General features: G+C 70.3%; 19 protein-coding genes and 1 pseudogene. 11 read left to right on the plus strand and 9 right to left on the minus strand.

Annotation, left to right across the window (positions count from 1 at the left end; genetic code table 11):
- Positions 1-136 precede the first annotated feature (136 nt).
- The 3 genes from ACWD04_RS03705 to ACWD04_RS03715 form a co-directional block, all read right to left on the minus strand.
- Entirely contained in the window at positions 137-1,282 is a 1,146-nt protein-coding gene (locus ACWD04_RS03705) for a PP2C family protein-serine/threonine phosphatase (RefSeq protein WP_451127725.1), read from the minus strand.
- Positions 1,283-1,760: 478 nt separating this feature from the next.
- Positions 1,761-2,582 (minus strand): Fpg/Nei family DNA glycosylase, encoded by an 822-nt coding sequence (locus ACWD04_RS03710; protein WP_451127727.1) that lies wholly within the window; start codon positions 2,580-2,582, stop codon positions 1,761-1,763.
- 74 nt (positions 2,583-2,656) lie between these two features.
- Positions 2,657-3,145 carry a ribose-5-phosphate isomerase gene (locus tag ACWD04_RS03715; protein WP_451127729.1) on the minus strand — a complete coding sequence of 163 codons (489 nt, stop codon included), beginning with the start codon at positions 3,143-3,145 and terminating at the stop codon, positions 2,657-2,659.
- A gap of 238 nt (positions 3,146-3,383) precedes the next feature.
- Between ACWD04_RS03715 and ACWD04_RS03720 the strand changes: the two genes are divergently transcribed.
- Positions 3,384-4,829: an amino acid permease gene (locus ACWD04_RS03720; protein WP_451127731.1), complete on the plus strand. Its 1,446-nt coding sequence runs from the start codon at positions 3,384-3,386 to the stop codon at positions 4,827-4,829.
- Positions 4,830-4,932: 103 nt separating this feature from the next.
- Here the strand turns inward: ACWD04_RS03720 and ACWD04_RS03725 are convergent, their stop codons facing one another.
- The gene (locus ACWD04_RS03725) at positions 4,933-5,526 is read right to left on the minus strand and encodes a biotin transporter BioY (RefSeq protein ID WP_451127733.1); all 594 of its coding nucleotides are present in this window, start codon (positions 5,524-5,526) and stop codon (positions 4,933-4,935) included.
- 264 nt (positions 5,527-5,790) lie between these two features.
- Here ACWD04_RS03725 and ACWD04_RS03730 point away from each other — a divergent pair, with 264 nt between their 5' ends.
- From ACWD04_RS03730 to ACWD04_RS03740, 3 genes and pseudogenes are all read left to right on the plus strand, one after another.
- Complete coding sequence (locus ACWD04_RS03730) at positions 5,791-7,182, plus strand: amino acid permease (RefSeq protein WP_451127735.1); 1,392 nt, start codon at positions 5,791-5,793, stop codon at positions 7,180-7,182.
- A 4-nt stretch (positions 7,183-7,186) separates the two neighbouring features.
- A pseudogene (locus ACWD04_RS03735) lies at positions 7,187-7,403 on the plus strand (amino acid transporter); the annotation flags it as partial.
- Between the two features lie 57 nt (positions 7,404-7,460).
- A complete protein-coding gene (locus ACWD04_RS03740) occupies positions 7,461-8,108 on the plus strand; it encodes a CatB-related O-acetyltransferase (protein ID WP_451127737.1) in 648 nt (215 codons plus the stop codon).
- A gap of 328 nt (positions 8,109-8,436) precedes the next feature.
- On the opposite strand, the gene ACWD04_RS03745 is transcribed toward ACWD04_RS03740, so the two are convergent.
- Positions 8,437-8,898 (minus strand): GNAT family N-acetyltransferase, encoded by a 462-nt coding sequence (locus ACWD04_RS03745; RefSeq protein ID WP_451127739.1) that lies wholly within the window; start codon positions 8,896-8,898, stop codon positions 8,437-8,439.
- A 125-nt stretch (positions 8,899-9,023) separates the two neighbouring features.
- Between ACWD04_RS03745 and ACWD04_RS03750 the strand changes: the two genes are divergently transcribed.
- The 3 genes from ACWD04_RS03750 to ACWD04_RS03760 all read left to right on the plus strand — a co-directional run bounded on the left by ACWD04_RS03750 (position 9,024) and on the right by ACWD04_RS03760 (position 11,263).
- On the plus strand, positions 9,024-10,085 hold the full coding sequence (locus ACWD04_RS03750) for a glycerophosphodiester phosphodiesterase family protein (protein ID WP_451127741.1): 1,062 nt from the start codon (positions 9,024-9,026) through the stop codon (positions 10,083-10,085).
- A gap of 97 nt (positions 10,086-10,182) precedes the next feature.
- Positions 10,183-10,824, plus strand: a complete 642-nt coding sequence (locus ACWD04_RS03755; RefSeq protein ID WP_451127743.1) for a superoxide dismutase — start codon at positions 10,183-10,185, stop codon at positions 10,822-10,824.
- Between the two features lie 166 nt (positions 10,825-10,990).
- On the plus strand, positions 10,991-11,263 hold the full coding sequence (locus ACWD04_RS03760; protein WP_451127745.1) for a DUF3253 domain-containing protein: 273 nt from the start codon (positions 10,991-10,993) through the stop codon (positions 11,261-11,263).
- A gap of 48 nt (positions 11,264-11,311) precedes the next feature.
- On the opposite strand, the gene ACWD04_RS03765 is transcribed toward ACWD04_RS03760, so the two are convergent.
- Complete coding sequence (locus ACWD04_RS03765; RefSeq protein ID WP_451127747.1) at positions 11,312-11,962, minus strand: mycothiol-dependent nitroreductase Rv2466c family protein; 651 nt, start codon at positions 11,960-11,962, stop codon at positions 11,312-11,314.
- Between the two features lie 133 nt (positions 11,963-12,095).
- Between ACWD04_RS03765 and pepN (ACWD04_RS03770) the strand changes: the two genes are divergently transcribed.
- The 3 genes from pepN (ACWD04_RS03770) (at position 12,096) to ACWD04_RS03780 (ending at position 19,775) form a co-directional block, all read left to right on the plus strand.
- Positions 12,096-14,684: an aminopeptidase N gene (pepN, locus tag ACWD04_RS03770; RefSeq protein ID WP_451127749.1), complete on the plus strand. Its 2,589-nt coding sequence runs from the start codon at positions 12,096-12,098 to the stop codon at positions 14,682-14,684.
- A gap of 564 nt (positions 14,685-15,248) precedes the next feature.
- Entirely contained in the window at positions 15,249-18,551 is a 3,303-nt protein-coding gene (locus ACWD04_RS03775) for a S8 family serine peptidase (protein ID WP_451127751.1), read from the plus strand.
- 195 nt (positions 18,552-18,746) lie between these two features.
- Positions 18,747-19,775 (plus strand): aspartate-semialdehyde dehydrogenase, encoded by a 1,029-nt coding sequence (locus ACWD04_RS03780; protein WP_451127752.1) that lies wholly within the window; start codon positions 18,747-18,749, stop codon positions 19,773-19,775.
- A gap of 69 nt (positions 19,776-19,844) precedes the next feature.
- Here the strand turns inward: ACWD04_RS03780 and ACWD04_RS03785 are convergent, their stop codons facing one another.
- Positions 19,845-19,985, minus strand: coding sequence for a hypothetical protein (locus ACWD04_RS03785; protein ID WP_451127754.1), 141 nt, complete (start codon positions 19,983-19,985; stop codon positions 19,845-19,847).
- Positions 19,986-20,042: 57 nt separating this feature from the next.
- The gene (locus ACWD04_RS03790) at positions 20,043-20,543 is read right to left on the minus strand and encodes a DUF1203 domain-containing protein (protein ID WP_451127756.1); all 501 of its coding nucleotides are present in this window, start codon (positions 20,541-20,543) and stop codon (positions 20,043-20,045) included.
- 113 nt (positions 20,544-20,656) lie between these two features.
- Between ACWD04_RS03790 and pepN (ACWD04_RS03795) the strand changes: the two genes are divergently transcribed.
- The gene (gene pepN / locus ACWD04_RS03795) at positions 20,657-23,233 is read left to right on the plus strand and encodes an aminopeptidase N (protein ID WP_451127758.1); all 2,577 of its coding nucleotides are present in this window, start codon (positions 20,657-20,659) and stop codon (positions 23,231-23,233) included.
- Between the two features lie 243 nt (positions 23,234-23,476).
- Here pepN (ACWD04_RS03795) and alc read toward each other — a convergent pair whose 3' ends face one another.
- Positions 23,477-24,622 carry an allantoicase gene (gene alc / locus ACWD04_RS03800; protein ID WP_451127760.1) on the minus strand — a complete coding sequence of 382 codons (1,146 nt, stop codon included), beginning with the start codon at positions 24,620-24,622 and terminating at the stop codon, positions 23,477-23,479.
- Between the last annotated feature and the right edge of the window lie 51 nt (positions 24,623-24,673).

Raw genomic sequence — 24,673 nt, forward strand, 5'->3', positions numbered from 1 at the left:
GAGGAGCGGACGGAGGACCCGGGTGCGGGGGCGGTGCACGCGCACCCGGGACGACATAGCCGGAAAGATTTCACGTTCGGGTGACAGTCGAATGCCCCGCTTGACGCCTGTACCGTTTCAACCGCTTCGTTACGGTTCAGGCGTGGCGGGACAGCAGCAGAAGCGCGCGGTCGTCGTTGACGTCCTTCGCGCAGGCTTCGATCAGGTGCCAGGCCGCGCCCTCGAAGCCCGTCGCGACATAGCGGTCGGCCTCCCCTGTCAGCCGGTCGATGCCATCGGCGATGTCCCGGTCGGACGCCTCCACCAAGCCGTCCGTGAAGAGCATCAGGACGTCCCCGGGCGCCAGCGAGCCCTTCACCGCGTCGAACTCCGCCCCGTCGTACACACCGAGCAGGGGGCCCTCGGCGGCCTGCTCCTCCCACTGGCCGCTGCCTGCGTGCAGCTGCAGGGCGGGGGGATGGCCGGCCGAGAGAAGTTCGTAGTCGCCGGAGTCCAGGTCCAGGACCAGATGGATGGAGGTGGCGAAGCCCTCGTCCCAGTCCTGGCGCAGCAGATAGGCGTTCGCCGCGGGCAGGAAGCCGTGCGGCGGCAGGGACCCCAGGAGGCCGCCGAAGGCTCCGGACAGCAGCAGGGCGCGGGAACCCGCGTCCATGCCCTTGCCGGACACGTCGGTGAGCACCACTTCCAGAGTGCGGCCGCCGTTGGTGCGGGCGGCGACGACGAAGTCGCCGGAGAAGGACTGGCCGCCGGCGGGGCGGAGCGCCATCTCGCGGTGCCAGCCGTCGGGGAGCAGCGGCAGGGCGCTCTGGACCCGGATCCGTTCGCGCAGGTCGAAGAGCATGGTGCCGCCGCGTCGCCACGGCACCCCGACCCTGGCCCGGAACTGGGCGATGACCAGCCCGAAGAAGCCGCAGGCCGCGACGACCAGGACGGTGCCCGGGGTGACCCGGGCAGGCCCGTCCGCGTAAGGGCCGAGGACGATGGACTCCACGATCAGGGCGGCTGCCGCGGTCGCGTAGAGACTCAGCAGACTGGCCGGCCGCAGCAGCAGACCGCCCGCCACGACCGGCAGGGCCAGGGCGGTCGGCGAGCACCACACCGGGTCGAGCAGCGTGATGCCGGTGATCACCGGAATGGTGACCAGCAGACCGGCCAGGGCTATCCAGTCGGCGCCGTCACCGCGGAAGTAGTCGACACCGGATCTGCGCAGCGCTATGCGCGCCCGGTGTGCTGCTCTTCGCCACCGGGCGGGGTAGGTGTCTGGTCCTCCGCGACGTGCCATTGTCGGGACCTTATCCACCCGACGGCCTCCGGTGCAGGGGGACCTCGTGGCAATGTGTTCGAAAGTGGGCCTCCCTGGGTGGTACGGCCTTGATGAGCAGGGCTGATGACCACGGAATTGCGGATGTCGTCGGCCTCGGAACGGGATGCGTGGCTCGGCTGTCTTGAGTCGGACTCCGGCGGCGTCACCGTCCCCGGAGACCCGCGAGCCGTACCCGTCGCCGGCCGAGCCGCAGCGTGCCATCGGCCACCGGGACGGCGCGTCCGCCGGCCGGCGGACGGATGACGAACCGAACCGGCTCTTTCCGTATCCGCGTGCGAAGCCGCCTACCTGGGCGGGGTGTCGCTGACGACGCCGGCGGCGGCCGGGCAGGTGCGGGAGACACGGGCGCGCCGGCCGGGACCGCGCTCGCGTTCTCCGCGGACGTGCAGCCGTGGTGCCCCGCACGGTCTCTGAGCCCGCGCGGCCTCCGGCGTGCCTACCGCCCCGGTACGGACGGCTGGCAGGCGGGGCACCAGAAGAGGTTGCGGGCCGCCAGGTCCGCCGTACGCACCTCGGTACCGCAGATGTGACACGCCTGCCTGGCCCGGCGGTAGACGTACACCTCGCCGCCGTGGTCGTCGACCCTCGGGAGCCGGCCCATCGCCTCCGGCAGATGCTCGGGGCGGACGGTGTCGATGCGGTTGTCCCGCACACCGTCGCGCATCAGGACACCGAGGTCGGCCCAGAGCGCGTCCCACTCGTCCCGGGTGAGGTCCCTGCCGGGACGGTACGGGTCGATGCCGTGCCGGAAGAGGACTTCCGCGCGGTAGACGTTGCCGACGCCCGCGACGACCTTCTGGTCCATCAGCAGGGCGGCGACGGTGACGCGGCTGCGGGAGATCCGCTGCCAGGCCCGCTCGCCGTCCTCGTCGGCGCGCAGCGGGTCCGGGCCGAGCCGGTCGTGTATCGCGCTCTTCTCGGGGGCGGTGATCAGGGCGCAGGTGGTGGGACCGCGAAGATCGGCGTGGTGGGCGTCGTTACGCAGGCGCAGCCGGACCGTGTCGGTGGGGGGCGGCGCCGGGACCCTGCCGAAGCCGAGCTTGCCGAAGAGCCCGAGATGGATGTGGACCCAGGCCGATCCCTCGAAGCCCAGGAAGAGGTGCTTGCCATGGGCGTCGACACCGGTGAAGGTCCTGCCGTCCAGGAGTGCCGCGCTGTCGGAGAACGTGCCCTGGGGGCTGCTCACCCGTACCGGACGGCCGGCGAACCGCTCGTGATGGTCTGCGGCGAGGCGGTGGATCGTATGCCCCTCGGGCACGGTGGGTCTCCTGGTAACGCGGTGTGCCGCCGGGTGTACGACCCGGCGGCACAGGGGATGCGGATGCGGGCCGTTCAGCCCTGCTGCGGGTGGTGGGCCGGAATCGGGGGGAGTTCGCCGGTGCTCTCGTACCGCGCCAGCATCTCGATGCGGCGGGTGTGGCGCTCCTCACCCGAGTACGGGGTGCTCAGGAAGATCTCGACGAACTTCGTGGACTCCTCGAGCGTGTGCATCCGGCCGCCGACGGCCACCACGTTGGCGTCGTTGTGCTCACGGCCGAGCGCGGCGGTCTGTTCGCTCCAGGCGAGCGCGGCGCGAACGCCCTTGACCTTGTTCGCGGCGATCTGCTCGCCGTTGCCGGAGCCGCCGATGACGATGCCGAGGCTGTCCTTGTCCGCGGCCGTCCGCTCGGCGGCGCGGAGGCAGAACGGCGGGTAGTCGTCCTGGGCGTCATAGATGTGGGGACCGCAGTCGACGGGCTCGTGGCCGTGAGCCGTGAGCCACGTAACCAGGTGATTCTTCAGTTCGTAGCCAGCATGATCGGAGCCGATGTACACGCGCATGGAGCGAAGTGTGGCACGAGCAGGACCGGGTAACCGCCAGCGGGGTCGGGACACACAGCCCCGTGGGAGGACGCGGGGCCTGTGGGCAGAACCACTCGGGCAATGATCGGGTCAAGGACCGGATGAGGGGGTTCCGGCTCTGGTGTCGCACCGGCTTGAATACGTGGCCTTGCCTTCGCAGCACCCCCGCAGAGGCATGCCCCGACACACGTGATCAGGAAACGTAAGGATTCGATCCATGACGTCGCAGACGACTCTGGCTGGACCGGGCCAACAGCCCGGCGAGCCGGATAAGCCGGACTCCTCCGGCGGGCTCCAGGCCGGTCTCAAGAACCGTCACCTCTCGATGATCGCCATCGGCGGAGTGATCGGAGCGGGCCTCTTCGTCGGCTCCGGCGCCGGCATCGCCGCCGCGGGGCCGGCCATTCTCCTGTCGTACGCGCTGGTCGGCCTGATGGTCGTCTTCGTCATGCGGATGCTCGGCGAGATGGCCGTCGCCCGGCCGAGCTCCGGCTCCTTCTCCGCCTACGCCGACCAGGCCCTGGGCCGCTGGGCGGGCTTCTCCATCGGCTGGCTGTACTGGTTCTTCTGGGTCGTGGTGCTCGCCGTCGAGGCCACGGCGGGTGCCAAGATCCTGGAGAGCTGGGTCCCCGGCGTGCCGCAGTGGGCATGGGCCCTGATCGTCATGGTGGTGCTCACGGCGACCAACCTGGTCTCCGTCGGCTCGTACGGCGAGTTCGAGTTCTGGTTCGCGGGGATCAAGGTCGTGGCCATCGCCGCGTTCGTCGTCGTCGGCCTGCTCGCCGTCTTCGGCCTGCTGCCGGGGGCGGACCACGCGGGGTCGGGCCTCTCCCACCTCACGGACACCGGCGGGTTCTTCCCCGAAGGACCGGGTGCCGTCCTCACGGGTGTGCTGATGGTCGTCTTCTCCTTCATGGGCAGCGAGATCGTGACGCTGGCGGCCGGGGAGTCCGAGGACCCGCAGCGCGCCGTCTCCAAGGCCACCAACAGTGTGATCTGGCGTATCGCCATCTTCTACCTCGGATCGATCTTCGTCGTGCTCACGCTGCTGCCGTGGAACGACCCGTCGATCGTCGAGGACGGCTCGTACGTCGCCGCGCTGAACGTCATCGGCATCCCGCACGCCGGCCAGGTCATGGACGTCATCGTGCTGACGGCCGTGCTGTCGTGCCTCAACTCCGGCCTCTACACGGCTTCGCGCATGGCCTTCTCGCTGGGACAGCGGGGCGACGCGCCCAAGGCGTTCGCCACGGTGAACAAGCGGGGCGTGCCGCAGGCGGCCATCCTGTCGTCCGTCGTGTTCGGCTTCGTCGCCGTGTTCTTCAACTACCAGTGGCCCGACACGGTGTTCGCGTTCCTGCTGAACTCCTCCGGCGCGGTCGCCCTGTTCGTGTGGCTGGTGATCTGCTTCACCCAGCTGCGGATGCGCGGCATCATCCTGCGCGAGTCGCCCGAGAAGCTCGTCGTACGGATGTGGCTCTTCCCGTATCTGACCTGGGCGACGATCGCGATGATCTCGTTCGTCCTCGTCTACATGCTGACCGACGACGCCGGGCGGGAGCAGGTCCTGCTCTCCCTGTTGGTCGCGGCCCTGGTCGTGGGGATCTCGCTGGTACGCGACGCCCGCAGCCGGAAGGCGAAGGCGGCGGCACCGGCCGAGTGACCCGTTCTCCCACCTGACGGCGGAGGTCAGGTGCAACCCGGAAACACCAGAGGCTCGCCGGTCCGTCACGACCCGGCGAGCCTCTTCGGTGGTGCCTGCGGCGTCAGCCGCGACGCCCGACGAGCTTCCAGGAGGCGGGCAGCGCACCCATGGCCAGTGCGGCCTTGAGCGCGTCGCCGATCAGGAACGGCACCAGGCCGGCCGCGACGGCGGCGCTCATCGACATGCCGGTGGAGAGCGCCAGGTAGGGCACGCCGACCGCGTAGATGACGAGGGAGCCGACCGCCATGGTGCCCGCTGTCCGCAGCACGGACCGGTCACCGCCGCGGCGGGCCAGGCCGCCGACGACCGTGGCGGCGAGCAGCATGCCCAGCACGTATCCGAACGACGCGCCGCCAGGGCCGGAGGTGCCCTCGGAGAACCACGGCACGCCGGCCATGCCGACGAGCGCGTACAGGGCGAGGGAGAGGAAGCCGCGGCGGGCACCGAACGCGGTGCCGATGAGCAGCGCGGCGAACGTCTGGCCGGTGACGGGGACCGGCGAGCCGGGCACGGGAACGGCGATCTGGGCCGCGATGCCGGTGAGGGCGGCGCCGCCGACGACCAGGGCCGCGTCCACGGCGTAGCGGTGCCGGGCTGCGGGCAGCAGGTCGGCGAGGACCGCTCCGGTACGGGTGGGGGCGGCAGCAGTGCTCATCGGGACTCCGCGGGTGAGGTCGGCAGGCAGGGACGGATCTGAGGGTGACGTTAGCCGACGGCACCTGACCCGATCACCATCAGCCGCCCACAAAGCGGCGGTTGAACGGTTAGTCGGGTTCGGACAAAGACGGCTGCGCAATCACCGGCCGGCGTGATGCTGGTCACTGAGGTGGAGGTGTACCCGGACCCTCGTTCGGGAAGGGGAGCTGCCCCATGAGACTGTAGGTTCCCCATAAAATGATCCGAGAGTGATCCACAGCTCATGCACGACAAGCCCCCCACGCCCTCCCCCCTGCCGTCCGAGCCCCTGGCCCACGGCCTGAAGCAGCGCCACCTGACGATGCTCGGTCTGGGCGGGGTGATCGGCGCCGGTCTCTTCGTCGGGTCGGGCGCCGGGATCGCGGCCGCCGGGCCCGGCGTCGTCGTCTCGTATCTGATCGCGGGCACGCTCGCGATGCTGGTGATGCGGATGCTCGGCGAGATGTCGGCGGCTATGCCGGCGTCCGGCTCGTTCTCCGTCCACGCGGAACGCGCGCTGGGCCGCTGGGCCGGCTTCAGCGTGGGCTGGCTCTACTGGTTCATGCTGGTGGTGGTGCTCGCCGTGGAGGCGACGGCCGCCGCGCAGATCGCCCACGCCTGGGTGCCCGCCATGGATCAGTGGCTCTGGGTGCTGCTGTTCATGGTGGTGTTCACCGTGGCCAACCTGACGGCCGTGAAGAACTTCGGCGAGTTCGAGTTCTGGTTCGCCGGGCTGAAGGTGGCCGCGATCGTGGCCTTTCTGGCGCTCGGCCTGCTGGCCGTCCTCGGCGTCCTGCCGGACACCGATCCGGTGGGACTGACGAACCTCACCGGCCAGGGCGGCTTCCTGCCGAACGGCTGGGACGGCGTGGTGTCCGGCGTACTCACCGTGGTGTTCGCCTTCGGCGGGCTGGAGGTCGTGACGATCGCGGCAGCCGAGACCGACGATCCGGCGCGTGCCGTGGGGCGTGCGGTGCGCAGCGCGGTGGTGCGCATCCTCTTCTTCTATGTCGGCTCGATGCTGGTGATCGTGACCGTGCTGCCGTGGACCGCTCAGCAAGCCGGGCTCAGCCCCTATGTGAAGGTCCTGGATTCGATCGGGGCGCCGTCGGCCGGACAGATCATGAACATCGTGGTGTTCGTGGCGCTGCTCTCGGCGCTCAACGCCAATCTGTACGGCTCATCCCGGATGATCTTCTCGCTGGCCGAACGCGGCGAGGCACCGCGCGGGCTGCTGAAGGTGTCCGGCGGGCAGGGGGGCGGGGTGCCCCGGCGGGCGGTGCTGGCCTCGGTGGCCTTCGGCTTCGTCTCCGTACTGCTCAATCTCCTGTGGCCCGACACCGTCTTCCTCTACATGCTCAACTCGGTCGGGGCGGTCCTGCTGTTCGTGTGGGGCCTGATCGCCGCTTCGCAGCTGCGGCTGCGACGCCGGCTCGAACGGGAGGCGCCCGGCGCCCTGGCGCTGCGAATGTGGTGCTTCCCCTATCTGACCTGGGTGACCCTGGCCGGTCTGCTGGCCGTCCTGCTGCTGATGCTCACTGATGACGTGGCCCGCCCGCAGGTGCTGTGGTCGGCGGGGGCCACCGCTCTGGTGCTGCTCGTGGCGGCCGTGCGGGAGCTGCGGGCGAAGCCGTAGGCGGATGAGCACCTTGTGTGAGCAGCGCGCCCGTACAGCAGGACTGTGTGCCGGCCTCGGCCCGACCGGTGAACTGAGCCTGTCCATCGCCCTGGGTGGTGTGATCGGCGCCGGGATGTTGGTCGGCTCGGGTGCGGGCATCGCCGCTGCCGGTCCCTCGATCGTCATCGCGTACGGCCATCTCCGGACTGCTGGTCATGTTCGTGATGCGGATGCTCGGCAGCGCCCCGGACCAAAACTGAGTGCGTGCGGCACGGGCGTTCTGCCAGGGTGCTCCCATGAGCCCCCTTCCCCCGGACCCGACCGTGCTGCACCCCATGCCCGGGCAGCCGCGCGTCGTACAGCTCCAGCCCCTGGTCACGTCCCCGCTCGTCGAGATCGGCGCGTACTCGTACTACGACGACCCCGATGACGCGACCGCGTTCGAGACCCGCAACGTGCTGTACCACTACGGTCCCGAGAAGCTCGTGATCGGCCGCTACTGCGCGCTGGGCACCGGGGTCCGGTTCATCATGAACGGCGCCAACCACCGTATGGACGGGCCGTCCACGTTTCCGTTCCCCACCATGGGCGGCTCCTGGGCCGACCACTTCGACCTGCTGACCGGGCTGCCGGGCCGGGGCGACACCGTGGTCGGCCACGACGTGTGGTTCGGCTACCGCGTGACGGTGATGCCCGGCGTGCGGATCGGGAACGGCGCGATCATCGCCGCCGGCTCCGTCGTCACGTCCGACGTACCGGACTACGGCATCGTCGGCGGCAATCCGGCGAAGCTGCTCCGCACCCGCTACGACGAGGCGGACATCGTCCGGCTCCTCGCCGTCGCCTGGTGGGACTGGCCGGCCGAACACGTCACGGCGCACGTCCGCGCCATCATGTCCGGCAGCATCGACGATCTGGAGGCGGCCGCGCCTCAGCCCGGCTGAGCCCGCAGAAGCATCCCGCCCGCCTCCGTACGGAAGTAGTGGCCCGAGCCGCCCGCTCAGGGCCGCGGCCTCCAGCGCCTTCTCGGCGAGCCCGTCGTACCAGGAGCGCGATGGCTCACCCCGGATGCGATGACGGGCCAAGCCCTCGGCCTGCACCCCTCCCTGTTGCCGGCTATGGAGGGTGTGGCGGCGGCGCTCGCCGGTGACGTCGCTCAGCGGAGCTCCGCCACGACAGCGATCACGGTGATGGCCGCGACCTCCGCCGTGGTGACGCCGGAGCCGGGGCACGGGCGTGATCGCGACGCCCTTCCCGGTGCGGGCGTGCCGTTCAGGAGACCGGGGCGAGCGCGATCCTGAGCAGGGGCAGTTCTCGCCCCGGGATCGAGCCCGAAGGAGTGGCCCCGACCCGGGCGGCCCCCATGGCCGTGTAGAACGATGCGGCGTTCGGGTCGGCGTCGATCGTGAGCGCGTCGAAGCCGAGCCGGCGGGCCTGCGCCATCGTGTGCTCGAACAGGCGTCGGCCCACGCCCTGCCCGATGGTGTCGGGCTCGACGAACATCATCGCGAGGGCACCCTCGGGTGGTTCCCCGGACAGGGCGGTGAAGCCCAGGAGTCGTCCGCCCTCTTCCGCGACCACCGTGCGCCGGTCACGCATGTCGCCCGGGTGGACGGTCAGTTCGTCGCGGCAGGCGGCGATGAACGCCTCGTCGTAGCCCCAGTGGGCTTTGGACCGCAGGGCCATCTCCGTCAGCGCCGCGGCCTCCTCGGGCCGCCCGTGCCGTAGCTGCATGCTTCCTCCTCCGCCGCCTGCCGAGTACCGTACGCGTGGCCGTACATGAGGCAGCAAGGTTCCGTCCGCCCCGGCGTAACCCCGTGTGGCTTCGGTGGTTGCTCCGCGCCTATCGAGGAGCCCGCATGACCCTCCAGCACCCACGACGCCGCTCGGTCCTTCTGGCGACAGCGGCCGTCTCCGCCACCGCGACGGCCCCCGCCCTCGCCTCGGAACCGCACGGGGCCGGAAGAGGCCCTCTCGTCATCGGCCACCGGGGCGCCGCCGGGTGGCGGCCCGAACACACCGCGTCCGCCTACACCTTCGCGGTACGGGCCGGAGCCGACTGGATCGAGCCCGACCTGGTCCCGACGAAGGACCACGTCCTGGTGGTGCGGCACGAGAACGAGATCTCCGGTACCACGGATGTGTCCCGGCACCTGGAGTTCGCCGGCCGCCGCACGACCAAGACGGTGGACGGACGCGCGGTCACCGGCTGGTTCACCGAGGACTTCACCCTCGCCGAGCTGAAGACCCTGCGCGCGGTGGAGCGGCTCCCTCTGGTCCGCAACCGCAACACGGTCTTCGACGGCCGCGAGCGGATCATGACCTTCCAGGAGGTCATCGACCTGGCCCGCGCCCTGTCGAAGGAATCCGGCCGCCGGATCGCGGTCTTCCCGGAGACGAAGCACCCGGCGTACTTCCGCTCGGCCGGCCTGCCCCTGGAGCCGGAGCTCATCAGGCTCGTCCGCCGCAACCGGCTGACCGCCCGCGACTGCGTGGTCCAGTCCTTCGACCCGTCCAGTCTCCGCGAGGTGGCCGCGGCGCGCCTCGGTCTCCCTCTGTGGCAGGCGCTGGGGACGAGCGGCGGACCGTACGGCCACCCGGTGACGTACAAGGAGATGATGACGCCGGCGGGGCTGCGCGAGATCGCCTCGTACGCCCGGTGGACGGGCCCGGACAAGTCCTCGCTGGTGCCCCCGCTCACCCTGCTGGACGACGCCCACGCGGCTGGGCTGAAGGTCGGGGCGTACACCTTCCGCGCCGAGAACCAGTACCTCCCGGCCGAATACCGGAAGGGCACCGCGCCGAACGACTTCGGTGACGCGTTCGCCGAATACGCCTTCCACTTCGGCCGAGGTGTGGACGCCGTCGTGACGGACTTCCCCGACCTTGCGGTGATCGCACGCGACGCCCTGCGGTCCTAGGACGAACGACTGATCACCTACGGGCTCTCCTCCTGCTAGCCTGCAATTGCGAAAGAGTTGCAACAACAACCAGGTAGCAGTTGGAGGGTTCGACCACATGGCCACGTACACGCTCCCGGAACTCCCGTACGACTACGCGGCGCTCGAACCGGTCATCAATCCGCAGATCATCGAGCTCCATCACGACAAGCACCACGCCGCGTACGTCAAGGGTGCGAACGACACCCTGGAGCAGCTGGCAGAAGCCCGCGACAAGGAGGCCTGGGGCGCGATCAACGGGCTCCAGAAGAACCTCGCGTTCCATCTCTCCGGCCACATCCTGCACTCGATCTACTGGCACAACATGACCGGCGACGGCGGTGGCGAGCCCCTCGCGGCGGACGGTGTGGGCGAGCTGGCCGACGCGATCGCGGAGTCCTTCGGTTCGTACGCCGGCTTCAAGGCGCAGCTGACGAAGGCCGCGGCGACCACCCAGGGCTCCGGCTGGGGCGTCCTGGCGTACGAGCCGGTCAGCGGCCGGCTGATCGTCGAGCAGGTCTACGACCACCAGGGCAACGTGGGCCAGGGCTCGGTCCCGATCCTGGTCTTCGACGCCTGGGAGCACGCCTTCTACCTGCAGTACAAGAACCAGAAGGTGGACTTCATCGAGGCCATGTGGCGCGTCGTCAACTGGCAGGACGTGGCGAAGCGCTTCGCCGCGGCCAAGGAGCGCGCGGACGTGCTGCTGCTCGCTCCCTGACGGAGAGACCCGAGCGTCCTGCCTCGTGATCGTCTTCTCAACCGTCACCGGGCAGGCGGATGAACGGAGAGCCCTCGCGAGGACATGACTCGCGGGGGCTCTCCCATGCCCGTACGCATGTCGTGCCCGCCCTGCTGTCCGTCGCCGCCGGTGCGAGACTGGCAGGGTGACGGAGCAGGAACGGCAGACGGACCGGCGCTTGGAACGAGCCATCCTGAAATTGCTGGAACGTCGTGCACCGACCGCGACGATCTGCCCCTCCGATGCCGCGCGAGCGGTGTACGACGGGGACGACGACGGTTGGCGCCAGCTCATGGAACCGGCCCGCCGCGCGGCCGGGCGGCTGGTCACGGCCGGCGAGGTGGAGATCACCCAGGCCGGCCGCGCCGTCGAGCCGAGCGAGGCCCGCGGTCCGGTCCGTATCCGCCGCGCCCGCTGACACGCCCGGTACGGGCCCGGGTCCAGCAGCCCGTACCGGCGGGCCGGGTCAGTCGAAGACGGGGCCCTGCGTTCGGGTCCGCTTGATCTCGTAGAAGCCGGGGATCGACGCCACCAGCAGCGTGCCGTCCCAGAGCTTCGCGGCCTCCTCGCCCTTCGGGGCGGGGGTGACGACCGGGCCGAAGAACGCGATCTGCTCGCCGTCGGCGCCGGGCACCGCGATGACCGGGGTGCCGACGTCCTGGCCGACCTTGTCGATGCCCTCCTGGTGGGAGGCGCGCAGCTCCTTGTCGTACGCGTCGGAGTCGGCGTACTCCAGGAGCTCGGCCGGCAGGCCGACGTCCGCGAGGGCGCCGGCGATGGCCTCGCGGGTGGGGCCCTCACCGTTGTTGTGGATGCGGGTGCCGAGGGCCGTGTAGAGCGGGCCGACGATCCCGTCGCCGTGCTTCTGCTGGGCGGCGACGACGACGCGGACCGGTGCCCATGCCTGGGTGCGCATCATGTCCTGGTACTCCTCGGGCAGCTCGTCGAGCCTGGGCTCGTTGAGCACGGCCAGGCTCATCACGTGCCAGCGCACCTCGACGTCGCGGACCTTCTCCACCTCCAGCATCCAGCGGGAGGTCATCCAGGCCCAGGGGCAGAGCGGGTCGAACCAGAAATCGGCCGGGACCTTGCCGGCGGCCGTGCTGTTCTCGGGCATGTCTCTCCTCATGAGGTCGGTCTGCCTTTGTGAGCCGGAACACCAGGGGGCCCTCCCGCCATTCCCGCGCGCGGGCGCTGACGGCCGCGTGGGAGGATCAAAGGTCTTCGATCGAGACACAAAGGAGTGCTCCGTGCCCGGTGAGAACCTGTCCCGCGACGAGGCCCGCGAGAGGGCCGAGCTGCTGACCGTCGACGGTTACGAGGTCGCCCTCGACCTCCGCTCCGCCGTCGGTGAGCCCGACGGGGGCGGCGACGCCGGTCCGCGCACCTTCCGCTCGCAGACCACGATCCGCTTCCGCGCCGCCCACTCCGGGGCCTCGACCTTCGCCGATCTGCTGGCCCCGTCCGTGGACGCGGTGACGCTGAACGGCAAGGACCTGGACCCCGCGACCGTCTTCGACGGCACCCGGATCGCGCTGGAGAACCTCACCGCCGGCGAGAACGTCCTGGTGGTCGACGCGCAGTGCGCGTACAGCCGGACCGGCGAGGGCATGCACCGCTTCGTCGACCCGGAGGACGGCGAGGTCTACCTCTACACGCAGTACGAACCGGCCGACGCCCGGCGCGTCTTCGCCACCTTCGAACAGCCCGACCTGAAGGCGCCGTACCGCTTCGAGGTGACGGCTCCCGAGGGCTGGCGCGTCTGGAGCAACGGCGCGGAGGAGTCGCAGGAGGGCGAGGTCCACCGGTTCGCGGAGACCCTGCCGATCTCGACGTACATCACGGTGGTCGTCGCGGGCCCGTACCACTACGTGAGCGACCACTACTCCCGTACGTTCGACGACGGTACGAAGCTGGAGATCCCGCTCGGCGCGATGTGCCGCAAGGGGCTCGCGCGCCACTTCGACGCGGACGACGTCTTCCTGATCACCAAGCAGGGCCTGGACTTCTTCCACGACCACTTCGACTACCCGTACCCCTTCGGGAAGTACGACCAGGCGTTCGTGCCCGAGTACAACCTCGGCGCGATGGAGAACCCGGGCCTCGTCACCTTCCGCGAGGAGTACATCTACCGCGGCAAGGTCACCTCGGCCTCCTACGAGCGCCGTGCCAACGTCATCCTGCACGAGATGGCGCACATGTGGTTCGGCGACCTGGTCACCATGCAGTGGTGGGACGACCTGTGGCTGAAGGAGTCCTTCGCCGACTTCATGGGGTCGTTGTCGATGGTGGAGGCGACCCGCTTCACCAACGGCTGGATCACCTTCGCCAACAACCGCAAGGCATGGGCCTACCGTGCCGACCAGCTGCCGTCCACGCACCCGATCACGGCCGACATCCGTGACCTTGAGGACGCCAAGCTGAACTTCGACGGCATCACGTACGCCAAGGGCGCCTCGGTGCTCAAGCAGCTCGTGGCGTACGTGGGGCGGGACGCGTTCCTCGAAGGCGCGCGCCGCTACTTCAAGCAGCACGCCTACGGCAACACGCGGCTGGGCGACCTTCTCTCGGTGCTGGCCGAGACGTCCGGGCGTGACATGACGGCCTGGTCGCGCGCGTGGCTCCAGACGGCCGGCGTCAACGTCCTGACCCCGGTCGTGGCGTACGACGGCGAGGGCAGGATCGCGGAACTCTCCGTGGCCCAGGAGGCCGCCGTCTCCCACCCGGAGCTGCGCCCGCACCGGGTCGCTGTGGGCCTGTACCGGCTCTCCCCGGACGGCGCGCTGGTGCGGTACGCCCGCGCCGAGACCGATGTCGCCGGGGAGCACACCGTGGTCGCGGAGCTGGCCGGGGCCGAGAAGCCCGACCTGGTCCTGGTCAACGACGACGACCTCACGTACTGCAAGGTCCGGTTCGACGAAGGGTCCCTGGCCACCCTGCGCGCGCACCTCGGTGACATCACCGATCCCCTCGCCCGGGCGCTCTGCTGGTCCGCGCTGTGGAACATGACGCGGGACGCGCTGCTGCCGGCCCGGGACTTCGTCGCCCTGGTGCTGGCGCACGCCGGCCGGGAGAGCGACATCGGCGTCCTGCAGGTGCTGCACGCCTGGGCGCAGTCGGCGCTGGTGCACTACGCCACGCCGGCCTGGCGCGAGGAGGGCGGCCGGGCGCTGGCCGAGGGCGCGTCGGCGGAGTTGCGGCGCGCGGAGCCGGGCAGCCAGCACCAGCTGACGTGGGCCCGGTTCTTCGCCGCTGTCGCCGAGTCGGACGCGGACTTCCAGCTGCTGGGCGAACTGCTCGACGGCTCGGCCGTGATCGACGGCCTGGACGTCGACCAGGAGCTGCGGTGGGCGTTCCTGTCCCCGCTGGCCTCGCACGGCAAGGCCGACGAGGCGGCCGTGGACGCCGAACTCGCCCGTGACGACACGGCGTCGGGTAAGCGGCACCACGTGCGGTGCCTGGCCTCCCGCCCGTCAGCAGCGGTCAAGGCGCAGGCGTGGGCGGTGGTCGTGGAGTCGGACAAGCTGTCCAACGCGCTCGTCGAGGCGACGATCGCGGGCTTCGGGCAGCCCTCGCAGCGTGAACTGCTGGCGCCGTACACGGCCTCGTACTTCGAGGCGATCGAGCGGGTGTGGGCGGAGCGTTCCATCCAGATCGGCATGGACGTGGTCAAGGGCCTGTTCCCGGGGCTGCAGGACGACCCCGCGACCCTTGCCGCGACGGACGCGTGGCTGACCTCGCACCCGGACGCGGCACCGGCGCTCCGCCGGCTGGTCCTGGAGGCGCGGGACGATCTGGCACGGGCGCTGCGGGGTCAGGAGCGCGACGCGGCGGCGTGAAGTCATGGCGCACGCCCCGCACATGCGTGCGTGGCGTGCGCCGTACGATCCCCGCCACGACCACGCTTTTCGGCATTCGATCTGCCGCACTTCTGCGGACCTGCGGGCCTGCGGGCCTGCGGGCCTGCGGAACCTCCCCGGCCTGAACCAGAACACCCCGCTGTCCCCGCGCCCCGGTGGACCAAGTGCGCCACCGCGTGCAGTCCGCCACGCAGACCGCTGCCCGGTGCCTGCCCGACGGTCCGTGGCAGCAGCTGCTCCCCGGCGTGTACCTCCTGCACCCGGAACCGCCCACGGACGACGACCGGGTGCGCGGTGTCCTGCTGTCCGGCACAGCTGTCGGTGGTGCTGCGTATCGCGAGGACGGCGGCCGAGGACCGTGGACGGCCGCGTATGCGGGGTCCTGCCCCGGTGAGTGGCGCAATGGAACCGGTGGCGGATGTGCGCCATGTCTGTTTCTGGTCCCCGTCAACCCTCCACAAACCCCTGTCTTCTACGAAAGGCTGAGCGGTCATCGGGTACCGAATTCCGGACTCTCTCTTTCTTTCACAAACAGGGACGCTGATGACCAAGGAATCCCCCAGGTCCATACCCGGGGCGAGACGCGCGGCGCGCGTCGCGGCCGCAGCCGGTCTGGCGGCCGCACTGGCCGCCACCGGCGCCGCCCCGGTCTTCGCCGCCGACGACCCGGCGGCCTCCCCGGTGAAGCCCGCCGCCGCGAGCGCGAAGGGCGACAAGCTGGGCGAGGCCGACGCCGACGTGCTGGCGAAGGCCGAGGCCAAGGGCGAGAAGAACATCACGATGATGGTCGCCACCGCCCCCGGTGCGACCGAGCAGGTCGCCGAGCAGCTGGACGCCGTCAAGGGGTCCGTGCTGGGGCAGACGTACGACAAGCTCGGCTACGTCCGGGCGACCGTGCCGACCGCGCACGCCGAAGCCACCATCGAGGCGGCGCAGAAGCTGTCGTCCGTCCACGGCATCGATCTCAAGCAGGAGATCGAGCTGGACGACCCGACGCCCACGGGCGACCGGGCAGCGGGAGCGAAGCAGCAGAAGGCCACGGGCAGTTACCCGGCCCCCGGCAGGAAGACCCCGGCGAAGAACCCGTACAACCCGTCCTTCGAGACGGGCGCGGTCGACTTCGTCAAGCAGCACCCGAAGGCCGACGGCCGCGGGATCACCATCGGTGTCCTGGATTCCGGTGTCGACCTCGGTCACCCCGCGCTGCAGAAGACCACCACCGGCGAGCGCAAGATCGTCGACTGGGTGACGGCCACCGACCCCGTCAACGACGGCGACGGCACCTGGCTGCGGATGAACCAGAAGGTGTCCGGCCCGACGTTCACGAACGGCGGCACGACGTACTCCGCGCCGGAGGGCTCGTACAGCTTCAGCCTCTTCAAGGAGTCCGCCACGCGGGGCGGCGACATGGCCGGTGACCTCAACCGCGACGGTGACACCACCGACCAGTGGGGTGTGCTCCACGACCCGGTCACCGGGACCACCCGCGTCGACCTGAACAGCGACGCGGACTTCGGCAACGACGTCGCACTCGAGCCGTACAAGGACAAGCACCAGGTCGCCTACTTCGGTACGGACGACCCGCGGACCGACGTCGTCGAGCGCATCCCGTTCGTCGTCGAGACCCGTGAGGACGTCGTCTTCGACGCGGCCGGCAACACGGCCGACTACGTCAGCATCGGAATCATCCAGAGCGAGCACGGCACGCACGTCGCCGGCATCACCGCGGCCAACGGCCTGTTCGGCGGCAAGATGAACGGCGCGGCGCCCGGCGCCAAGGTCGTCTCCTCGCGTGCCTGCACCTGGTCCGGCGGCTGCACCAACATCGCGCTGACCGAAGGCATGATCGACCTCGTCGTGAACCGTGGCGTCGACGTCGTCAACATGTCGATCGGCGGCCTGCCGCCGCTCAACGACGGCAACAACGCCCGCGCCGAGCTCTACAAGCGGCTCATCGACATATACGGCGTCCAGCTGGTCATCTCGGCCGGCAACGACGGCCCGGGTGTCAACACCATCGGGGACCCCGGCCTCGCGGACCACGTCATCTCGGTCGGCGCGTCCATCTCCAAGGAGACGTGGGCGGCCAACTACGGCTCGGACGTCACCAAGAAGTACGACATGCTGCCCTTCTCCTCGCGCGGTCCGCGTGAGGACGGCGGCTTCGCGCCGATCCTGACGGCCCCGGGCGCATCCATCAACACCACCCAGACCTGGATCCCCGGCGGTCCGGTCAAGGAGGCGGGCTACTCGCTCCCTGCCGGCTACTCCATGCTGCAGGGCACCTCGATGTCCTCGCCGCAGGCAGCCGGTGCGGCGGCGCTGCTGCTGTCCGCCGCGGAGCAGAAGCGCATCGAGCTGCCCCCGGCCGACCTGCGGACCGCGCTGACCAGCACGGCCACCCACATCGACGGGGTGCCCGCGCACGCCCAGGGTGCCGGTCTGATGAACATCGTCGGTGCCTGGAAGCAGATCGAGAAGAAGGGCACCTCGGCACACGAGTACACCGTGAAGGCCCCGGTCGACACCGCGATCGACTTCGCTCTGAAGACCCCGGGCTTCGGTACGGGCCTGTACGACCGTGAGGGCGGCCTGAAGGCCGGCCAGAAGAAGTCGTACGACGTCACCGTCACCCGCACCACGGGTCCGGACAAGGCCGTCAGCCACAAGCTGTCCTGGAAGAACAACGACGGCACCTTCAAGCTGACCGGTTCGAGCACCGTCTCGCTGCCGCTCGGCAAGCCGGTGACCGTCAAGGTCCAGGCGAAGGCCCGCACGGCCGGTGTCCACAGCGCGATCCTGGTGGTGGACGACAAGAAGACCACCGGCGTGGACCAGCAGATCCTCTCCACGGTGGTCGTCGCCGAGGACCTGGTGAAGCCGGGTTACGCGTTCTCGACGACCGGCTCGGTGCAGCGCAACGGCACCACGTCGTACTTCCTGAACGTGCCGGAGGGCGCGGAGACCCTCGAGGTCGCGCTGAGCGCCCTGCGCTCGGGCAGCCAGACACGGTTCATCTCCCTGCACCCCTACGGGGTCGCGGTGGAGGACAGCGCCACGGTCCACTGCTACCCGAACTACGAGAACCCGGCCAACACCTGCCGCCCGGACACGCGCTCCTACAAGGACCCGCAGCCCGGCGTCTGGGAGATCGAGGTCGAGTCCCGCCGCACGTCGCCGCTGCTGGACAACCCGTACAAGCTGGATGTCTCGCTGCTCGGCGCCTCCTTCGACCCTGCGGTGCAGACCATCGCCGAGGCGAAGATCGGCACCCCGGCCGCGGTGGACTGGACGGTCACCAACCATGCCGGTGACCTGGAGGGCAAGCTCAAGGGCGGCTCGCTGGGCTCGGCCGACGTCGAGCGTCCGTCGATCGCCACCGGCGGCGCGTACGTGAAGGAGGTCACCCTCGGTGAGGGCGTCGAGAAGCTGGACGTCGCCATCGGAGGCACCTCGGACGCCAACGCGGACATCGACCTGCGTGTCCTCAAGGGCTCGACCGAGGTGGGTGCCTCGACGACGGCCGGCTCGGAGGAGTCGGTCAGCCTGGTGAACCCGGCGGCGGGTACGTACACCATCGTCATCGAGGGCTACTCGGTCCCGGCCGGGACCACGGAGTACGACTACCGCGACGTGTTCTACGCACCGTCGCTCGGTGAGATCAAGGTCGACGAGTCGAAGGCCGTGAACCTGGCCAACGGCGCGTCCGCCCAGGTCGGCGCCGAGGTCGTGGTCGCCGGAGCGGCTCCCGAGGGCCGGCAGTTCTTCGGCGAGGTCCAGCTGGCGAACGCCCGCGGCACCGCGGCGGGCACCGGCAGCGTCGTGATCGAGAAGGTCGCGCCGTAACCATGCCGTAACCACCGCGACCGTGTGATCCGCACGACACGCACGGACAGTGGGGCGGGTGCTCGCAAGGGCGCCCGCCCCACTGCTCTGTGCGCACCCCGTCCGCCTGCCGGACAATGGATTGGACAAGGAAGCCTGGGACATACGCATCATGGACCGGCAACCGTGCCCGTTCGCATCTGTGAGGGAGTTCCTGTGAAGGTCGGAATCGTCGGCGCCACCGGTCAGGTCGGCACAGTCATGCGCAGGATCCTGGCCGAGCGGAAGTTCCCCGTCGCCGAACTGCGGCTCTTCGCCTCCGCCCGTTCCGCGGGCTCCACCCTCTCCTACGAGGGCACGGACATCACGGTGGAGGACGCCTCCACCGCGGACTACACCGGGCTGGACATCGTGCTGTTCTCCGCCGGCGGCGCCACGTCGAAGGCGCTGGCCGAGAAGGTCGCCTCGCAGGGTGCCGTCGTGATCGACAACTCCTCCGCCTGGCGCAAGGACCCCGAGGTTCCGCTGGTGGTCTCCGAGGTCAACGCGCACGCGATCAAGAACCGCCCCAAGGGCATCATCGCCAACCCGAACTGCACCACGATGGCCGCCATGCCCGTGCTGCGCCCCCTGCACCAGGAAGCGCAGCTCGACGCGCTGACCGTCGCCACCTACCAGGCGGTGTCCGGGTCCGGGGTCGCAGGTGTCGCCGAGCTGCACGGCCAGGCGTCCAAGGTCGTCGCCGACGCGGACAAGCTGACGCACGGCGGCGACGCGGTCGACTTCCCCGAGCCGAACGTCTACAAGCGCCCGATCGCCTTCAACGTGCTGCCGCTGGCCGGCTCGATCGTCGACGACGGCTCCTTCGAGACCGACGAGGAGCAGAAGCTCCGCAACGAGTCCCGCAAGATCCTGGAGATCCCGGAGCTCAAGGTGTCCGGCACCTGCGTCCGTGTCCCGGTGTTCTCCGGCCACTCCCTCCAGATCAACGCCCGTTTCGCCCGGCCGATCAGCGTCGAGCGCGCCTACGAACTGCTGAAGGACGCCGAGGGCGTCGAGCTCTCCGAGATTCCCACCCCGCTCCAGGCGGCCGGCAAGGACGCGTCCTTCGTGGGTCGCATCCGGTCCGACGAGACCGTCGAGCACGGCCTCGCGCTGTTCGTCTCCAACGACAACCTGCGCAAGGGCGCCGCGCTGAACGCGGTGCAGATCGCGGAGCTGGTGGCGGCGGAGCTGAAGGGCTGACGCCCGCACCGCGAAGGGTGGTCACCGGTTTTCCGGTGGCCACCCTTTCGCCGTCCTGCCGGACCGGGCTCACTGCGCTCCACGGTCCGCTTCCTGATCAGCCGCCCTCAGCAGTGCGACGGCCACGTGGAGTACAGCGGACCGGGAAGGCAGGCCGACCGCCGCGGCATACGCGTCGAGGAAGTCGATGTCCTCCTGCGGCAGCTTCACAGTGATCCCATTCCGCGCGTTCTGCCGGAAGGATCCGTTTTCTCCTGAGTACCGCTGTCACCCCCGTCGCACCTCGAAGTGGAAGCACCCGTACTCCACGGCCCGGACGTGCGCCAGCGCCACCTCCGGGTCCGCGAAGGCCTCCGCGAGGGCCTCGTCGTAGCCCCGCTCCTCGTCGGCCGGGACCTCCAGCAGCCGGCCGCCGACGATCTCGCCGTCCGCGTTGTAGCGCCGGACCGCGCGCAGCGCGCCCGTACTCGAGAACGGGTAGCCGGCCCGGTCCGCCGCCGGGCCCTCGCACTCCTCGGCGTGGATGAAGACCGGGCCCAGCTCGTCGTACGCCCCGGGGCGCGCCCAGGTCTCCGCCGCCCAGCGCCGCAGCGGCGCGTACGAGACGAGGGCGATCCTCTCCCCCGGTCCGGCACCGCGCAGGCAGCAGCGCAGGGGGTCACCGCTCTCCGTGGCCGTGTACGGGGCGCAGGGACGTCCGGCGTCGTCGGTCGTGCGGAGATCTGTCAGAGCATCCGGCCCGATGGGCCGGGCCGCGTAAGTGGTCATGATCCGAGGGTGGCCCGATCGCCTCCGCCGGTCCGGCGGAAAACGGACATCGCGCTGCGCCCGCCCCACGTGGAAGGATGGCCAAAAACGTCGCATATCAAGGAGATGACCGCGTGCCTGGCACGAATCTGACCCGCGAAGAGGCACAGGAGCGGGCGCGCCTGCTGACCGTGGACGCGTACGAGATCGATCTCGACCTCTCCGGCGCGCAGGAGGGCGGCACCTACCGGTCCGTCACCACCGTGCGCTTCGACTCCGCCGAGGCCGGTGCGGAGACCTTCATCGATCTGGTCGCCCCGGCCGTGCACGACATCGTGCTCAACGGCAAGGACCTGGACATCGCCGCCGTCTTCCGGGACGCCCGGATCACGCTGAAGCACCTCCAGGCCGGTGCCAACGAGCTGAAGGTCGTCGCCGACTGCTCGTACACGAACACCGGCGAGGGCCTGCACCGTTTCGTCGACCCGGTCGACGAGCAGGCGTACCTCTACACCCAGTTCGAGGTGCCGGACGCCCGCCGGGTGTTCGCCAGCTTCGAGCAGCCCGACCTGAAGGCGACCTTCCGGTTCACCGTGAAGGCGCCCTCCGGCTGGACGGTGATCTCCAACTCGCCGACGCCCGAGCCCAAGGACGACGTCTGGTCCTTCGAGCCGACGCCGCGCATCTCCACGTACATCACCGCCCTGATCGCCGGCCCGTACCACGCGGTGCACAGCAGCTACGAGAAGGACGGCCAGTCCGTTCCGCTCGGCATCTACTGCCGGCCGTCGCTCGCCGAGTACCTCGACGCGGACGAGATCTTCGCGGTCACGCGGCAGGGCTTCGACTGGTTCCAGGAGAAGTTCGACTACGCGTACCCCTTCGCCAAGTACGACCAGCTCTTCGTCCCGGAGTTCAACGCCGGGGCCATGGAGAACGCCGGCGCGGTCACCATCCGCGACCAGTACGTGTTCCGTTCGAAGGTCACCGACGCCGCCTACGAGACGCGCGCCGAGACCATCCTCCACGAGCTGGCCCACATGTGGTTCGGCGACCTGGTCACCATGGAGTGGTGGAACGACCTGTGGCTGAACGAGTCGTTCGCCACGTACACCTCGATCGCGTGCCAGGCGGACGCCGCGGGCTCGAAGTGGCCGCACTCCTGGACCACGTTCGCCAACTCCATGAAGACGTGGGCGTACCGGCAGGACCAGCTGCCGTCGACGCACCCGATCATGGCGGACATCCGGGACCTCGACGACGTCCTGGTGAACTTCGACGGGATCACGTACGCGAAGGGCGCCTCGGTCCTGAAGCAGCTCGTGGCGTACGTCGGCAAGGACGCGTTCTTCAAGGGTGTGCAGGCGTACTTCAAGGCGCACGCCTACGGGAACACGCGCCTGTCGGACCTGCTCGGGGCGCTGGAGGAGACCTCGGGCCGTGACCTGAAGACCTGGTCGAAGGCGTGGCTGGAGACGGCCGGCATCAACATCCTGCGCCCGGAGATCGAGACCGACGAGAACGGCCACGTCACCTCGTTCACCGTGCTGCAGGAGGCTCCCGCGCTTCCCGCCGGGGCGAAGGGCGAGCCGACGCTGCGCCCGCACCGGATCGCCGTCGGCTGCTACGACCTCGACGCGGCCGGGAAGCTGGTCCGCACGGACCGGATCGAGCTGGACGTCGACGGCGAGCGCACGCCCGTGCCGTTCCCGTCCGGCACGGCCCGCCCGGCCGTGGTCCTGCTGAACGACGACGACCTGTCGTACGCGAAGGTCCGCCTCGACGAGGAGTCGCTGCGGGTCGTCACCGCACACCTGGGCGACTTCGCCGAGTCCCTGCCCCGCGCCCTGAGCTGGGCCTCGGCCTGGGACATGACGCGTGACGGCGAACTGGCGACGCGCGACTACCTGGCGCTGGTCCTCTCCGGGATCGGCAAGGAGTCGGACATCGGCGTCGTGCAGTCGCTGCACCGCCAGGTGAAGCTGGCCCTGGACCTCTACGCTGCCCCGGAGTGGCGCGAGGCGGGTCTGAACCAGTGGACCGAGGCGACGCTGGCACATCTGCGCGCGGCGGCGCCGGCCGGCGACCACCAGCTGGCCTGGGCCCGCGCCTTCGCCGCGACGGCGCGCAGCCCGCTCCACCTGGACGTGCTGCAGTCGCTGCTGGACGGTACCCAGGAGATCGAGGGCCTGGCCGTCGACACGGAGCTGCGCTGGGCGTTCGTGCAGCGCCTGGCTGCGACGGGCCTGCTGGACGAGGAGGAGATCGCCGCCGAGTACGAGCGCGACCGGACGGCCGCGGGCGAGCGCCACGCGGCGGCCGCGCGCGCGGCCCAGCCCTCCGAGGAGGCGAAGGCCGAGGCGTGGGCGTCGGTCGTCGAGTCGGACAAGCTGCCGAACTCCCTTCAGGAGTCGGTCATCGGCGGCTTCGTCCAGACCGAGCAGCGTGAGCTGCTGGCCCCGTACGCGGAGAAGTACTTCGCGGCGGTCAAGGGCGTCTGGGACTCGCGCAGCCACGAGATGGCCCAGCAGATCGCGGTCGGCCTGTACCCGGCCCTCCAGGTCTCCCAGGAGACCCTGGACGCCACGGACGCCTGGCTGGCGACGGCGCAGCCGAGCGCGGCGCTGCGCCGGCTGATGTCGGAGTCCAGGGCAGGCGTGGAGCGTGCGCTGAGGGCGCAGGCGGCGGACGCGGCGGCGGCGACCGCGTAGCGGACCGGAACACGGGCGGTGGGGGCGCTCCCCGTGGGGCGCCCCCTTCGCGTCGGCTGCACCACCGGCGCTCCGCCCCACCGGGCGGGCGACGTCACCTCGGCCCCCCTCGTCGACGTCGGAGCCCTCGCGCTGCTGACGCCGCGGGTGATCGGCGGCTCGGGCGGCCTTCGCGCCGTTGTCCGCCCGGCGGACGGGCGCCGGGGCGCAGCCGTCCACGCGAGGGGACTGAGAGCTGACGGGTCAGGCCACCGACTCCTCGTAGCGGCGGGTCAACTCGGCTGCGCCCGCTTCCGTCAGCGAGCCGTGCAGGCGCATCCGGGCCACGCCCCCGTCGGGGTAGGCGTCGAGGCGTACATGGGTGACCACGGTTTCGGTGTCCAGGAGGAAGCGGTGCAGGGTGTCGGGCTGGAGCCGGGTGCGCGGCAGGATCTCGAACCAGTCGCCGCTCTCCCCGTCGCGGCCCTGGAGGCCGATCCAGCCGGCCGCGTTGCCCTTGAGGTAGGCCGTGTCGATCTCGACCGCGCGGACCGCTCCCTGGGCGGGGAGGCGGAAGCGGACCCAGTCGTTCGTGTCGCGGACACGGCGGCGGCGGTTCTCCCAGCCGTCGTCCATCTTCCGCGAGGTGCCGGGCAGGATGATCTGGGCCGGCGAGGAGTAGAAGCGGTCCGAGGCGTCCTCGTACATGCCGCCGTTCAGGATCGAGATCAGGTCGATCGTGCCGAGCGCGGCGAGCCAGGCCGGGTCGGGGACGACCTCGCCGTGGACCCGGAGGCGGGCTATGCCGCCGTCGGGGTGCTGGCAGATCCGCAGGTGCGTGTGACGGCGGTCGCCCGTGATCTCGAAGCCGTTGGCGGCGTGGCCGCGTACGGGGGTCGGGGGGACGAGCTCCTCCCACTTCACGTCCTCGGCGAGGAGCTCTTCCGGTCCGGGAGCGCCTTCCACAGCCGCCGCCTGGACGGAGACGCGCTGCGGGTAGTTGCCACGGAAGTGCGCGGTGTCGACGACGATGCCGCGGATGATCCCGGGTGTGCCCAGCCGGACGATCGCCCAGTCGTGGTCCTCGGGGGCGGGGAAGGGGTGGTCGCCGCCCGTGCCCCGGCGGCGGCGGGTCTCCCAGCCGTCCATGATCTTGCCCTTGTGGCCGAAGCGCTCGGGGTCGAAGACGGCAGGTTCGCGGATCAGGAGGTTCTCACGCTCGGCGAAGAACTCGTCGTTGGCCGCGATCACGCCCGCGCCGAGGCGGCGGTCCGCGAGGTCGACCAGCTCGGTGAAGGGGAAGCCGCCCGCGCGGTAGTCGGCGTAGGGGTCACCGCCGCCGTAAGGGGCCGCGTCGTTGGCGTGCAGGTCGGTGGAATCGGGCTCCGTCTGGATCTTGTCGGTGGGCATGGGTCCACTGTGCCGCCGCGCCACCGATCAGGTCCATCGAAAGTTTTCGTA

The sequence above is a fragment of the Streptomyces sp. NPDC002911 genome (assembly GCF_053591835.1).

Bases quoted from the DNA above. Each gene is read 5' to 3' on its own strand.
- ACWD04_RS03705 (WP_451127725.1), bottom strand. From the start codon at position 1,282: ATGGCACGTCGCGGAGGACCAGACACCTACCCCGCCCGGTGGCGAAGA.
- ACWD04_RS03715 (WP_451127729.1), bottom strand. From the start codon at position 3,145: ATGCGCGTGTACATCGGCTCCGATCATGCTGGCTACGAACTGAAGAAT.
- ACWD04_RS03720 (WP_451127731.1), top strand. From the start codon at position 3,384: ATGACGTCGCAGACGACTCTGGCTGGACCGGGCCAACAGCCCGGCGAG.
- ACWD04_RS03725 (WP_451127733.1), bottom strand. From the start codon at position 5,526: ATGAGCACTGCTGCCGCCCCCACCCGTACCGGAGCGGTCCTCGCCGAC.
- ACWD04_RS03730 (WP_451127735.1), top strand. From the start codon at position 5,791: ATGCACGACAAGCCCCCCACGCCCTCCCCCCTGCCGTCCGAGCCCCTG.
- ACWD04_RS03740 (WP_451127737.1), top strand. From the start codon at position 7,461: ATGAGCCCCCTTCCCCCGGACCCGACCGTGCTGCACCCCATGCCCGGG.
- ACWD04_RS03745 (WP_451127739.1), bottom strand. From the start codon at position 8,898: ATGCAGCTACGGCACGGGCGGCCCGAGGAGGCCGCGGCGCTGACGGAG.
- ACWD04_RS03750 (WP_451127741.1), top strand. From the start codon at position 9,024: ATGACCCTCCAGCACCCACGACGCCGCTCGGTCCTTCTGGCGACAGCG.
- ACWD04_RS03755 (WP_451127743.1), top strand. From the start codon at position 10,183: ATGGCCACGTACACGCTCCCGGAACTCCCGTACGACTACGCGGCGCTC.
- ACWD04_RS03765 (WP_451127747.1), bottom strand. From the start codon at position 11,962: ATGCCCGAGAACAGCACGGCCGCCGGCAAGGTCCCGGCCGATTTCTGG.
- ACWD04_RS03775 (WP_451127751.1), top strand. From the start codon at position 15,249: ATGACCAAGGAATCCCCCAGGTCCATACCCGGGGCGAGACGCGCGGCG.
- ACWD04_RS03790 (WP_451127756.1), bottom strand. From the start codon at position 20,543: ATGACCACTTACGCGGCCCGGCCCATCGGGCCGGATGCTCTGACAGAT.
- alc (WP_451127760.1), bottom strand. From the start codon at position 24,622: ATGCCCACCGACAAGATCCAGACGGAGCCCGATTCCACCGACCTGCAC.